Source organism: Erwinia sp. V71 (assembly GCF_965644245.1).
GTDB lineage: Bacteria > Pseudomonadota > Gammaproteobacteria > Enterobacterales > Enterobacteriaceae > Erwinia.
Window position 1 is genome coordinate 54,159 of the sequence record NZ_CBFFRK010000013.1, and the last position, 13,411, is coordinate 67,569.

Genomic DNA, 13,411 nt, shown 5'->3' on the forward strand with positions numbered 1-13,411 from the left:
TTGGTTGGTTTCTCTTGTCATTTTTGGCCTGGTGTAGCGCGGAAGGCAGCGTACCTGCGTGTACAACTTCTCGATTAAACGGCTGTCCATGCCAAAAATGTCTGCGTCAGTACGGCGGCATCATGCACCGGAGCAGAAAAGATAATGGGTGTCTCATTCAGACACGCTGCGGATTATAGCAGCAGCAGATATCCCGCGGCTAGTGGTGACAGGCTTGTGGAAAAAATAGACGACAATACGCTTTTTCGCCCGAAAGTGGCGTTATTGCGCGACTTTCATCCTTGTCTAATGGCGTTACCTGGTTACACTCCTGTTAATAAGCGCCTGAACAGGGGATCCGCCGTTCGTGCGTGACAGAGAAAATAGTAAGCCCATCTGGATTTGGGCTGGCAAGAGAAACAGGAGTAAGCGTGCCACGAATTCATCTTGGTTATTGGTGTTGCTTGCTGATGCTCGCGCCTGCTGCACAGGCTGCGAATGTTCGCCTGCAACTGGAAGGATTATCCGGGGATTTACAGAAAAACGTCAGGGCGCGTCTCTCGACCATCACCAGCGATGAAGTGTCGGCCGATGGCCGCTTTCGCGCCAGGGTGTCGACGGCGATTAAAGAGGGCCTGCGTGCACTGGGTTACTATGACCCGGATATAGCATTTGAATCGCGTCCCGCGCCTGCGCAGGGCGGCCGCCCGGTGCTGATCGCCCGGGTGAAAGCCGGTGAACCGGTGAAAATTGCGGGTGTCTCGGTGATTGTGCGCGGCGATGCGCGCAATGATGAGGACTACCAGAAAATGGTGCGCGAGGGAAAAGCGAAACCGGGCGATATCCTCAACCACGGCAAATACGATAGCTTCAAAAGTAACTTCACCAGTCTCGCGCTACGTAACGGCTACTTTGATGGCGATTTCCGCAAAAGTCAGCTTGGCGTCGCGGCGGAGCGCCGCGAGGCGTTCTGGGATATCGACTACGACAGCGGTCAGCGTTACCGCTTCGGCGACGTTACTTTTGAAGGTTCGCAAATCCGTGAAGAGTATTTGCAGAACCTGCTGCCGTTTAAAAAAGGGGACTATTACAGTTCGCGCGACCTGGCCGAGCTGAATCGCCGCCTGTCAGCGACCGGCTGGTTTAACTCGGTGGTGGTGGCGCCGGAATTTGCCAAAACCGATAAAAATAAGATCCTGCCGCTGCATGGCGTGATGTCGCCGCGTACCGAAAACACCATCGAAACCGGGGTCGGTTACTCGACTGATGTTGGCCCGCGGGTGAAAGCCAGCTGGAAAAAGCCGTGGGTCAACGATCGCGGTCACAGCCTGACCACCAGCGCCAATGTCTCCGCACCCGAGCAGCAACTGGATTTCAGCTATAAAGTGCCGCTGCTGAAAAGCCCGCTGGAGCAATACTATCTGCTGCAGGGCGGGCTGAAACGCACCGACCTCAACGATACCAAATCCGATTCCACCACGCTGGCGGCCTCGCGTTACTGGGACAGCAGCAGCGGCTGGCAGCGCGCCATCAATCTGCGCTGGAGCCTCGACCACTTTACCCAGGGCAGCGTCACCAATACCACCATGCTGATTTACCCTGGCGTCAGCGTCAATCGCACCCGTTCGCGCGGCGGCCTGATGCCGACCTGGGGCGACTCGCAGCGCTACTCACTGGATGTTTCCGATACCACCTGGGGTTCGGATGTCGATTTCGCGGTGGTGCAGGCACAGAACGTGTGGATCCGCACGCTGGCGGAAAAACATCGCTTTGTTGTGCGCGGCAATCTTGGCTGGATCGAAACCAATGATTTCGAGCGTGTTCCGCCGGATCTGCGCTTCTTCGCCGGTGGCGACCGCAGCATTCGTGGTTATAAATACAAAGGCATTTCACCGCGCGATGACGACGGCAAGCTGACCGGTGCCTCGAAGCTGGCAACCGGCTCGCTGGAGTACCAGTACAATGTGACTGGCAAATGGTGGGGCGCGGTGTTTGTCGATTCCGGTGAAGCAGTGAACGACATCAAACAGAGTAACTTTAAAACCGGCGCGGGCTTTGGTGTGCGCTGGCAGTCGCCGGTGGGGCCGATCAAACTCGATATTGCCCGGCCGATTGGCGACCAACAGGAGCGTGATGTGCAGTTTTACATTGGACTGGGGCCTGAACTATGAGTCTGTGGAAAAAGGTCCTGATCGGCATTCTGATTGTTCTCCTGCTGCTGCTTGGCGGCATCGCGTTTCTGATTGGCACCACCCCGGGCCTGCATCTGCTGCTTAACGGCGCCACGCGCTGGGTGCCGGGGCTGGCGATTAAGCAGGTGGACGGCGGCTGGCGCAACCTGACGCTGAGCGGTATTCAGTTTGAGATGCCCGGTGTATCCGTCAGCGCCGGTGAGTTTCACCTTGCCGTTGACTTAGGCTGCCTGAAGAATTCGGCGTTTTGCGTCAACGATCTGGCGCTGAAAGATGTCAGCGTGGTGGTCGACAGCAAGCAGATGCCGCCCGCCGCCGAGCCTGCGCCGCAGCAGGAGAGCGCCAGCGGCGATTTGTCGACGCCGTATCCCATCAGCCTGCGCCGCCTGGCGCTGAACAACATCAATATCAAAATCGATGACACCACGGTGTCGCTGCTGGAATTCTCCAGCGGCGTGAACTGGCAGGGGCGTTCACTGACGTTAGCACCGACGCGCATTCAGAGCCTGCTGGTGGCGCTGCCGAAAGCGGCGCAGGTGGCAGATGAGCAGGTTATCCAGCCAAAAGTGACGGCACCGCAACCGGAAGAGAAGCCGCTGGGTGAAACGCTGCAGGCGATGTTTGCCCAGCCGCTGTTGCCGGCACTGCCGGATTTCCAGCTGCCGCTGGATATCGAGGTGCAGGAGATTGTCGGTGAGCAATTGCGCCTGACGGGCGACACGGATATCGCCGTGAACCGCCTGCTGGTCAAAGCGAAAACGGCAAACCGGGTACTGCATTTAGAAACGTTCGATATTGATTCACCACAGGGGCAGCTGAACGCCAGCGGTCAGGCGCAACTGGCGGATAACTGGCCGGTGGATTTCACCCTTAACGGCACGCTGAATATCGATCCGTTAAAAGGTGAAAAGATCAAAATGACGCTGGGCGGCGCGATGCGCGAACAGCTGAAACTGGCGCTGAATCTCTCCGGTCCGTTGCAGGCGCAGCTGGATGCCAGCACCGAACTGGCGCAGGCAGGCCTGCCGCTGGCGATGACGCTGAGCAGCCCGCAGTTACGCTGGCCGCTAACCGGCCCGGTACAGTATCAGGCGGATAATTTCAGCTTTAACTTTAGCGGCAAGGCGACGGATTACCTGATGTCGCTGCGCACAGCCGTGAAAGGCGACGCGCTTCCTCCGGCAGAGATCAGCCTTGATGGCAAAGGCAATGTGCAGCAGTTTACCCTCGATAAACTGCGGCTGGCGGCATTGCAGGGTACTGCCGATCTCAGCGCGGTGGTGGACTGGAGTAAGGCCATCAGCTGGCGCAGTGAGTTGCAACTTTCCGGCATCAATACCGCGAAGCAGTATCCTGACTGGCCAGCGAAGCTGGACGGCAAAATCACCACCCGCGGCAGCCTGTACGGCGGCAGCTGGCAGATGCGTGTGCCGGAACTGGCGCTACGCGGCAATGTGAAAAACAACGCCGTAAGCGCCGACGGTTCGCTGTACGGCAACAGTTACAATCAGTGGGATATTCCCGGCATCAAACTGCTGCTGGGACGCAATAGCGTCAATATGAAAGGCTCGCTCGGCGAGACGCTGAATCTTGACGCCGATATTGATGCACAGCATCTGGATAACGCGCTGCCAGGGCTGGGTGGTCTGGTGAAAGGTAATATCAAAGCGCGCGGCAATCTGCAGGCACCGCAGCTGCTGGCGGACCTCAATGCCACCGGGCTGCGCTGGCAGGCGCTGCGCATTGGCCGGGTGAAGCTGGATGGCGATGTGCGTTCTGCCGAGCAGATTCAGGGCAAACTGGCGCTGCGTGTCGAGCAGCTGCAGCAGGATGCGCTGGCGATTAATCTGCTGACACTCAATGCCGACGGCAATGAAAAGCAGCACCAGCTGAAACTGACCATGCAGGGCGAGCCGGTCTCCGGCCAGCTGGCGCTGAACGGCAGCTTTGATCGTCAGACCCAGCGCTGGCAGGGCACGCTCAACAATACCCGCTTCGATACTCCGGTGGGTGAATGGCGCCTGTCGCGGGCGATGAGTATCGACTACCAGAACCTGCGCCAGACCGCGACTATCGGTACGCACTGCTGGCTGAATCCGAACGCCGAGCTGTGCGTACCGCAGCCGATTGAAGCGGGTGCCAGCGGTCATGCGCGGGTGGCGCTGAACCGCTTTGATCTGGCGATGATCAAACCTTTCCTCAGTGAGGACACCCGCCTGAGTGGTGTCTTTACCGGTGATGCGGAGGTGAACTGGACCGCAGACGGCGCGCTGCCGCAGGGACGTATTGCCCTGCAGGGCAATGGCGTGAAGGTGGAGCAGGATGTGGAAGGCAAAGCGCTGCCGATTGCGTTTGATACGCTGAATCTGAATGCGGCACTGCGCAATGGCCGCGCCCAGCTCGACTGGCTGATCCGCATTGCCCGTAACGGTCAGCTGGATGGCAATGTGCAAATCGCCGATCCGCAGGGGCGGCGCAATCTCTCCGGCAACGTCAATATTACTAATCTGTCGCTGGCGATGTTTAATCCGGCGCTGATGCAGGGGGAAAGTGTCAGCGGCATGCTCAATTCCAGCCTGCGTCTCGGCGGTAATCTGCAGCGGCCGCAGGTGTTTGGTGAGCTGGCGCTGCGCAACGTTGGCGTCAACGGCAGTTTTATGCCGGTGGAACTGACCAGCGCCAATATGACGATGCTGTTTAACGGCATGAGTTCGACGCTGGAAGGTCTGATTCAGACCGCGCAGGGGCAGATTAACCTGACTGGCGACGCCGACTGGAGCCAGCTGGATAACTGGCGTGCGCGCGTGGCGGCGAAGGGGAACAAAGTACGCGTCACCGTGCCGCCGATGGTACGCATGGATGTCTCGCCAGATATCGTCTTCCAGGCGACGCCTGCGGCGTTTAATCTTGATGGCCGGGTGGATATCCCGTGGGCGCGCATCACGGTGCAGGAAGTGCCGGCAAGCGCGGTCGGTGTGTCTTCGGATGAAGTGATGCTCGACGAACATCTGCAACCGATTGTGAACCAGAGCGCGTCAATTCCGATTAACAGTAACCTGATTCTCCATGTCGGCGACAACGTGCGTCTCAGCGCCTTTGGCCTGAAAGCGCGGCTGAATGGCGATCTGAAACTGGTGCAGGATAAGCGCGGTCTGGGTCTCAACGGCCAGATTAATATCCCGGAAGGCAGTTTCCACGCTTATGGTCAGGATCTGATTGTACGTAAGGGTGAGCTGCAGTTCTCCGGTCCGCCGGACCAGCCGTATCTCAATCTTGAAGCGATTCGCAACCCGGACTCCATCGAAGATGATGTCACCGCCGGTCTGCGTGTCACCGGGCTGGCAGATGAACCGAAAGTCGAAGTGTTTTCCGACCCGGCGATGTCGCAACAGGAAGCGCTTTCCTACCTGCTGCGCGGTCAGGGACTGGGTGCGGAGGGGGACAGCAACGCATTAACCTCAGCATTAGTAGGTTTAGGGGTTGCACAAAGTGGTCAGGTTGTGGGTAAAATCGGCGAGACTTTCGGTGTAAGCAATCTGGCCCTGGATACCGCAGGGGTTGGCGACAGCCAGCAGGTGCAGGTCAGTGGCTATGTGCTGCCGGGTCTACAGGTAAAATATGGTGTTGGCATATTTGATTCACTGGCGACCTTAACCTTGCGTTATCGCCTTATGCCCAAACTCTATTTGGAAGCGGTGTCTGGCATTGATCAGGCACTCGATGTGCTCTATCAGTTTGAGTTTTAGCAATGCGAATAATTGTCTATGGCACTTTACGGCGCAAGCAGGGAAACAGTCACTGGATGACCAACGGCCAGTGGCTGGGCGATCATGTGATCGATGGCTATGAACTGTACAGCCTGGGCCACTATCCTGGCGTGATCGTCGGGGAAGGTCAGGTGTATTGCGAGGTGTACCGTATTGATGCCACTACTCTCGGGGAGCTGGATGCTCTGCGGAGCAAAGGTGGGGAGTATAAACGCCAGCTGGTACAGACGCCTTACGGCAGCGCATGGTTGTATGTCTACCAGCGTTCTGTCGCCGGGCGGTCACGTATTGTCAGTGGTGACTGGCTGTCGCGCGAAAGCGCAGACGAGGCAGAATAAAGACAAAAAAAACACCGCTCACTGAGCGGTGTTTTTTCACGCAGCAAAGATTACTTCTTCTGAGCACGTTCGAAAGAGGAGATGATTTCCGCTTTCGCAGCAGCAGCATCTTCCCAGCCGTCAACTTTCACCCATTTGCCTTTTTCCAGCGCTTTGTATTGCTCGAAGAAGTGAGTGATCTGTGCACGCAGCAGTTCTGGCAGGTCGTTCACATCTTTAATGTGATCGTACTCTTTGGTCAGCTTGGTGTGCGGAACCGCAACCAGTTTCGCATCTTCACCGGATTCGTCGGTCATTTTCAGCACGCCGACTGGACGGCAGCGAATGACGGAACCCGGCTGCAGCGGATACGGGGTTGGCACCAGCACGTCAACCGGATCACCATCCAGAGACAGGGTGTTGTTGATGTAACCATAGTTGCACGGGTAGAACATCGCGGTCGCCATAAAGCGGTCAACGAACAGCGCGCCAGACTCTTTATCTACTTCATATTTGATAGGATCGGCATTGGCCGGGATCTCAATAACAACATAGATATCTTCTGGCAGCTCTTTACCCGCCGGAACATGGTTTAAACTCATCGCGTATTCCTTCAATAGTCGTAAGTCGAGTGACGGCTATTATAGCCAACTGCCACTGAAAGTATGCCCCCTTTTTTGGCCTTTCAGAATGCTCCAGTTATCGCTATTTGCCGATGAGAAACAGCGACACAATCCCGGCCGCAATCAGCGGTCCGACCGGCACACCGCGGAACAGCGACACACCAATAATGGTGCCAATCAGCAGGCCACCAACAATGGTCGGCTGACTGCTCATCAGTGACACGCCGCGTCCGCCCAGCCAGGAAACAAAAATCCCCACCGCAATCGCCAGCAGTGATTTCCAGTCGAGGAACGATTTCAGCAGCGTGCTGGAGGGCAGTGAACCACTCGCCAGCGGAGCCATTACCGCAATGGTGAGGATAATGATGCCGACGGTCAGCCCCTGTTTTTCCACGTAGGGAAAGAATTGCGCCAGTGGGGTGAATTTGATCGCCAGCAGCACCACGATTGAGATGGTAACGGCGGTGTTATGGGCAAAGAAACTTAATGCGCCGAGCAGGACCAGAATCAGTAACGATAAATATGAGGCCATCAGTGGCTCCGGAGAGGGAGAGGAACACCTAGTCTCAACAATCATCCGGATTCGCGCAACTGCCCTGATCAAGAGACTGTAGCATCAGCGCCTGGTTTTTCACCAGTTGTACTGCCTGGGCATTGATCGACAGGCTGGCCATACTGCCCTGTTGTGTCAGATACCACGCCTTTGTCGCCGCCAGCCAGCTGTCGCGGTAGCTCAGCCAGTCGCGTTGTGCCTGACGTAATTTGTTTTTCTGGTCACTATTAAGCTTTGTTAATAAAAGGTGATAGTGATTATTCATTTCTGTATCCCATGCCTGATACGCCGTGTCATAACACTGCACCATCGCGTGGGTGGATGATGCCTGCTTCAGGCAGCTTTTTTGCGTTAAATCGATCGTTTTTTCGCCAGAAAACGCATAAAAAGAAAGGGATAAACCGCAGCAGATCAAAATAGCTCTCATCAGGTACTCCGCTTTTCTCACTAAAAATTGATTAAGACGTACTTAAAGGTTTACAGGGTCGATTAAAATACTTCATCAGCAACCATAAAGTTTAATTCCTCGCCAGCCGATATCTTGACCGCTTTTAGGCTTCAGGACCATATGCCTTTCTCCGCTATAGGGAAACCCCATGTTAAACAAGCTATCCATTCGTACCGGGCTCCTCGCCCTTCTCGCATTAATAACGCTCCTGCTGCTGGTCGTCAGCATTATGGGCATTATCGCAATCAATAAAGGAACACAATCGCTGGATGCTATTAACCGCATTCAGGGCATCGAACAGAATAATCTTTACCAGGCTAACGCAGGCTTACTGCGTGTGCGCGCCGTTGCTGCACTGTCTGTGCGTAAAATGGAAATTGGCATCCTTGATGAGGCGACTCAGCAGAGACAACGCGCCATTACTTATCTGGCGGAGTCACAGGCGCAATTAAAACGCTTTGTTGATGCCGGTACGGTGACCGCACACGGTAAAACCCTGGCGGATGCGGTGGTCGGTAGCTACCAGAATTACGTCGATAACGGCATCATGCCGATCATGAACGCGCTGGAAAAACAATCTCCGGATGCTTATTACGCCGAGCTGGAAGGGGATGTCAGCCCGCTGGCAGGCAAATTTAGCGCCGCCGTGGCAGAGTTTGGTAAATACGCGGACGAAGTGAGTGCAGATCAGTTAAAGCAAGCTGCAGCGAACGAACTGCAGATGAAAATCCTGATTGCGTTCAGTTGCCTGCTGACCTTTGGTCTGGTGATCATCTCCTGGTTTGTACTGCGTAATCTGCTGCTGAAACCGCTGGATAAAGCGGTGGCACACCTGGAACATGTTGCTTCGGGCGATCTGACCCAGGCCGTGCCGCAGGGCGGCTGTTTTGAACTGCAACGCCTCAACTTCGCGCTCGACCGTATGCAGTTTGAGCTGCAGGATTCCGTTGGCCGGGTGCGTGATGCCAGCGAACAGATTGACGTTGGTAGCCGTGAGCTGAGTGAAGGTAACCTGAATCTGTCGCAGCGTACCGAAGAGTCTGCCGCCTCGCTGGAGCAGACCGCTGCCAGCATGGAGCAACTGACCGCGACCGTGAAGCTGAACGCCGAGAATGCGCAGCAGGCGCACCAGCTGGCGCGCAGTGTATCCGATACCGCCGATCGCGGTGCGGAAGTGGTGTGTTATGTGATTGAGAAGATGCAGGAGATTTCCAGCAGTTCCGCACGTATCGCCGATATTCTTAGCGTGATTGATGGCATTGCGTTCCAGACCAATATTCTGGCGCTGAACGCCTCGGTGGAAGCGGCGCGTGCCGGTGAGCAGGGCCGTGGCTTTGCCGTGGTGGCCAGTGAAGTGCGCGAGTTAGCACAACGCAGCGCCACTGCCGCGAAAGAGATCCGTGTACTGATCTCTGACTCGCAAACCCGCGTCGGTGAAGGCAACGAGATGGCAACCAAAGCCGGTGAGACGATGGATGAGATCTCCAGCGAAGTGATGCGCGTGACCACGCTGATGAAAGAGATTTCCAGCGCGTCGGAAGAGCAGAGCCGGGGTATCGAGCAGGTGAACCAGGCGGTCACTCAGATGGATGAAGTGGCGCAACAGAATGCGGCGCTGGTCGAAGAGGCCTCGGCGGCAACGCAGTCTCTGGAAGAGCAGGCGCAGCAGCTGGTGGCCAGTATGGCGGTATTTAAGGTGCAGTCAGCCTGATAAAAAAGGCAGTTGTGATGAGCCGCCCTTTCAGATAGGTGATGAACCTTTGTCTGTATTGCTGTGACACCGAGTCTGCGCCGGGACGTCGCTTTTAGTTCTGTGCCTGCGCAGCAAACACGGTCAGCTACGGAAAGTCGCTTTTCGTCGTCCCTGACCGCTCGTCCCGCGCCATCCGTGGCGCGGGACGCTTTCCTACGCTGCCAATGTTCTCTGTACTTTAGCGTCGAGTGTCGTCTGCGGGATGAATGACTTAGTTATCCGGGAACTCGCGCAGGAAACGTTCCACATCCTCAACCATGGCATCGTTGCCGACGAAGAACGGGCAGCGCTCATGCAGAGCCTTGGGTTGCAGATCGAGAATACGGTTTTTACCGTCGCTGGCTTTACCCCCCGCCTGTTCTGCAAGGAACGCCATCGGGTTGCACTCATACAGCAGACGCAGTTTACCCTGTGGGTGGCTGGCGGTGCTTGGGTACAGGTAGATACCGCCTTTCAGCAGGTTACGGTGGAAATCTGCCACCAGTGAACCGATATAACGCGTGGTATACGGGCGATGGGTCGCCTTATCTTCTTCCTGGCAGAACTTCAGGTATTTTTTCACACCCAGCGGGAAGCGGATGTAGTTCCCTTCGTTAATCGAGTAGGTGTAGCCTTTTTCCGGGTAGGTCATACGCTCGTGGCTGAGGCAGAACACGCCCAGCGAAGGATCGTACGTAAACGCATGCACGCCACACCCGGTGGTGTAGACCATCATGGTGGAAGAACCATACACCACATAGCCCGCGGCGACTTGTGCGCTGCCTGGCTGCAGGAAATCCTCTTCGGTCACCGGCGTGCCTGGCGGCGTAATACGGCGATAGATAGAGAAGATGGTGCCGACAGAGACGTTAACGTCGATATTGGAGGAGCCATCCAGTGGGTCCATCAGTACCACGTATTTACCGTGCTCAACGCCTTCGAAGATAACAATCTCATCTTCTTCTTCCGACGCGATACCGGCAACAATGCCACGCGCTTTCAGAGCGGCTTTCAGCTTTTCATTGGCGTACAGGTCCAGCTTCATCTGCTGTTCACCCTGCACATTCTCAACGCCGCTGGCACCGAGAATATCGACCAGACCCGCTTTGTTGATGTCGCGGTGAATAATCTTCGCACCCAGTTTAATCGCGGAGATAAGCGCCGTCAGTTCACCTGTAGCGTGAGGAAAGTCATGCTGCTTCTCGACGATAAATTCGCCTAACGTTTTCATAACACAATCCCTGATTTCACAGTTGAGTAGCAGCATGTTTGACAGGCCGCTAACGTTTTCGTACGCAGTTTAGCCGATTGAACGGCAAAGACCATAGTCCAAATCCGTTTCTTCCGGCAGAAGTCGGCGCTACACTGTGCGGCGAACATTTTAAGTAACGGACCTGCTATGCGTATTCATATTCTCGGTATCTGCGGAACCTTTATGGGCGGCTTGGCGCTGCTGGCACGTGCGCTGGGGCATGAAGTCACCGGTTCAGATGCCAATGTCTATCCGCCAATGAGCACTTTGCTGGAGAAGCAAGGGATTGATTTAATTCAGGGTTATGACGCCAGTCAGCTTGATGTGGCGCCCGATCTGGTGATTATCGGCAATGCCATGACGCGGGGTAACGCCTGTGTTGAAGCGGTACTGGAACGCAACATTCCTTACATGTCCGGGCCGCAGTGGCTGCATGATTTCGTGCTGCGCGACCGCTGGGTGATTGCCGTTGCTGGCACCCATGGCAAAACCACCACTGCAGGCATGGCAGCGTGGATTTTACAGGCCTGCGGGCTGGAACCGGGCTTTGTGATTGGTGGTGTACCGGGAAATTTCGAGGTTTCGGCAACTTTAGGAAAAAGCCCATTCTTCGTGATTGAGGCGGATGAGTATGACTGCGCCTTTTTCGACAAGCGTTCGAAGTTTGTTCACTACTGCCCGCGCACACTGATTCTGAATAATCTGGAATTCGATCACGCGGATATCTTTGACGATCTGCGCGCGATCCAGAAGCAGTTCCATCACCTGGTGCGTATCGTGCCGGGGCAGGGCAAGATTATTCTGCCGGAGCAGGACCCGAACCTGAAACAGGTGCTGGCGATGGGCTGCTGGAGCGAGCAGGAGCATACCGGTGACGGGGCGAAGTGGCAGGCGAAGAAGCTGTCACCGGACGCATCTCACTGGGAAGTGTGGCTTGATGGTGCGCCGGTGGCGGAAGTGAACTGGTCGCTGGTCGGTGAACACAATATGAATAACGGTCTGATGGCGATTGCTGCCGCCCGTCATGTTGGTGTGAAACCGGAAGATGCGGCGCGTGCGCTGAATGACTTTATCAATGCCCGTCGTCGTCTGGAACTGTGTGGCGAAAGCAACGGCATCAAAGTGTATGACGATTTCGCCCACCATCCGACGGCGATTCTCGCCACGCTGGCAGCGCTGCGCAGCAAAGTTGGCGGCACGGCGCGGATTCTGGCCGTACTGGAACCGCGCTCCAATACCATGAAAATGGGCGTCAGTAAGAATGACCTGGCACCATCACTGGGACGTGCCGACGAAGTGTTCCTGTTCCAGCCACACCATATTCCGTGGCAGGTCTCGGAAGTAGCAGATGCCTGTGTGCAGCCCGCGCACTGGAGCGCGGATATCGACCATCTGGTTGAGATGATCGCGAAAGTGGCGCAGCCGGGAGATACAGTGCTGGTGATGAGTAACGGCGGTTTCGGCGGGATTCATCAGAAGCTGCTGGATCGTCTGGCGAAGTAAATTAAAGGGGCCGGAGAATGGCCCCTTTTCGTTAATCGTTATAACTCGCGAATCATCGTCACTTCGCAATCCACATGACCGGTGCAGCCCAGCGGGCCGTCGATATGGCGGAAACCAAGATGCTCATACAGCTTAATCGCCCGCGTCAGTGACGCGGTCGTTTCCAGATAGCAGCGCTTAAAACCGCGCTCACGGGCGAATTCCATCGCCTGCAACGCCAGACTGCGCGCCAGACCTAAACCGCGTACCGCAGGCAGGAAATACATCTTCTGCAATTCACAGATATCGGCATCACTGCACAGCAGTGGCGCGACGCCACCACCGCCCACCACCTGACCATCCCGCTCGACGACCCAGTAAGCGCTGTTGGCTTCGCTGTAGAGTTCGAATAAGCGATCCAGATTGGGGTCGGACACCGTATAGCCTTTATCCGCCGTCAGGCCAAATTCAGCGGAGACGTCACGGATCACTTGGGCGATAAGCGGATTATCGGCGGGCGTGATCGGACGTACACGCACGCCAGCCTGAGTTGCGGTTATCATGCTGCTCACTCGATTGTCATAGAAGTTTCAGAGCAGTGTAATAACATTGCTGGCGGGTGGATGCAATGCTGTTGCCGCAATCTGCCTTCTTACACGTAATATAATGCAAATAAGAATTATTTATTGTCGCTGCCCGGCGTGCATGTTTTAATGTGCGCGCAAATAATAATCGCTATATCCGTTATTCGTCTTTTAGGCTGGTTTTAATTTTCAGGAAGAAAACTTATGGATACCAATAATACACCTGCTACATCGCAGCATCCGGTGCGCTTTCACGGCAAATCAGGGGAATACTTCGCAATCTGGTTGGTCAATGCGTTATTGACGGTCATTACGCTGGGCATTTATTCCGCGTGGGCCACCGTGCGCCGTCGTCGGCGGATTCAACTCCGAAGTGCAACGTTAAGCCGCCAATCTTAGCTCTGCAAACACCACAGACGGTTGCCTGAATCCGAGACACTTGCGTGGCCTGCTGTTCAGCGCCCCCTGGTAGTGCTGTAAGT

Annotated in this window: 10 protein-coding genes and 2 pseudogenes; 6 read left to right on the forward strand and 6 right to left on the reverse strand. The window is 55.8% G+C overall.

Going from position 1 to position 13,411, the window contains the following annotated elements; all coding sequences use genetic code 11:
• Positions 1–449: 449 nt before the first annotated feature.
• From tamA to ACSZO1_RS05170, 3 genes are read left to right on the forward strand one after another with little or no spacing between them, the layout of a single operon-like run.
• Positions 450–2,150, forward strand: a complete 1,701-nt coding sequence (tamA, locus tag ACSZO1_RS05160; protein WP_437610216.1) for an autotransporter assembly complex protein TamA — start codon at positions 450–452, stop codon at positions 2,148–2,150.
• A complete protein-coding gene (gene tamB, locus ACSZO1_RS05165) occupies positions 2,147–5,917 on the forward strand; it encodes an autotransporter assembly complex protein TamB (protein WP_437610190.1) in 3,771 nt (1,256 codons plus the stop codon). The genes tamA and tamB overlap by 4 nt, the downstream gene beginning before the upstream one ends.
• A 2-nt stretch (positions 5,918–5,919) precedes the next feature.
• A complete protein-coding gene (locus tag ACSZO1_RS05170; RefSeq protein WP_437610192.1) occupies positions 5,920–6,276 on the forward strand; it encodes a gamma-glutamylcyclotransferase family protein in 357 nt (118 codons plus the stop codon).
• Between the two features lie 50 nt (positions 6,277–6,326).
• Here ACSZO1_RS05170 and ppa read toward each other — a convergent pair whose 3' ends face one another.
• From ppa to ACSZO1_RS05185, 3 genes are all read right to left on the reverse strand, one after another.
• Entirely contained in the window at positions 6,327–6,857 is a 531-nt protein-coding gene (ppa, locus tag ACSZO1_RS05175) for an inorganic diphosphatase (RefSeq protein ID WP_437610194.1), read from the reverse strand.
• Between the two features lie 103 nt (positions 6,858–6,960).
• Entirely contained in the window at positions 6,961–7,410 is a 450-nt protein-coding gene (locus ACSZO1_RS05180; RefSeq protein ID WP_437610196.1) for a DUF441 domain-containing protein, read from the reverse strand.
• A gap of 34 nt (positions 7,411–7,444) precedes the next feature.
• Positions 7,445–7,858, reverse strand: a complete 414-nt coding sequence (locus ACSZO1_RS05185; RefSeq protein WP_437610198.1) for a lysozyme inhibitor LprI family protein — start codon at positions 7,856–7,858, stop codon at positions 7,445–7,447.
• Positions 7,859–8,027: 169 nt separating this feature from the next.
• On the opposite strand from ACSZO1_RS05185, the gene ACSZO1_RS05190 reads away from it, so the two are divergent.
• On the forward strand, positions 8,028–9,590 hold the full coding sequence (locus ACSZO1_RS05190) for a methyl-accepting chemotaxis protein (protein WP_437610200.1): 1,563 nt from the start codon (positions 8,028–8,030) through the stop codon (positions 9,588–9,590).
• Positions 9,591–9,843: 253 nt separating this feature from the next.
• On the opposite strand, the gene fbp is transcribed toward ACSZO1_RS05190, so the two are convergent.
• Complete coding sequence (gene fbp / locus ACSZO1_RS05195) at positions 9,844–10,842, reverse strand: class 1 fructose-bisphosphatase (RefSeq protein ID WP_437610202.1); 999 nt, start codon at positions 10,840–10,842, stop codon at positions 9,844–9,846.
• A 168-nt stretch (positions 10,843–11,010) separates the two neighbouring features.
• On the opposite strand from fbp, the gene mpl reads away from it, so the two are divergent.
• Positions 11,011–12,366 carry a UDP-N-acetylmuramate:L-alanyl-gamma-D-glutamyl-meso-diaminopimelate ligase gene (mpl, locus tag ACSZO1_RS05200; protein ID WP_437610204.1) on the forward strand — a complete coding sequence of 452 codons (1,356 nt, stop codon included), beginning with the start codon at positions 11,011–11,013 and terminating at the stop codon, positions 12,364–12,366.
• Between the two features lie 38 nt (positions 12,367–12,404).
• On the opposite strand, the gene ACSZO1_RS05205 is transcribed toward mpl, so the two are convergent.
• Positions 12,405–12,908: a GNAT family N-acetyltransferase gene (locus ACSZO1_RS05205; protein WP_437610206.1), complete on the reverse strand. Its 504-nt coding sequence runs from the start codon at positions 12,906–12,908 to the stop codon at positions 12,405–12,407.
• Between the two features lie 225 nt (positions 12,909–13,133).
• Here ACSZO1_RS05205 and ACSZO1_RS05210 point away from each other — a divergent pair.
• Positions 13,134–13,286, forward strand: a pseudogene (locus tag ACSZO1_RS05210) (DUF898 family protein); the annotation flags it as partial.
• Between the two features lie 24 nt (positions 13,287–13,310).
• On the opposite strand, the pseudogene ACSZO1_RS05215 reads toward ACSZO1_RS05210, so the two are convergent.
• A pseudogene (locus ACSZO1_RS05215) lies at positions 13,311–13,411 on the reverse strand (IS30 family transposase); the annotation flags it as partial.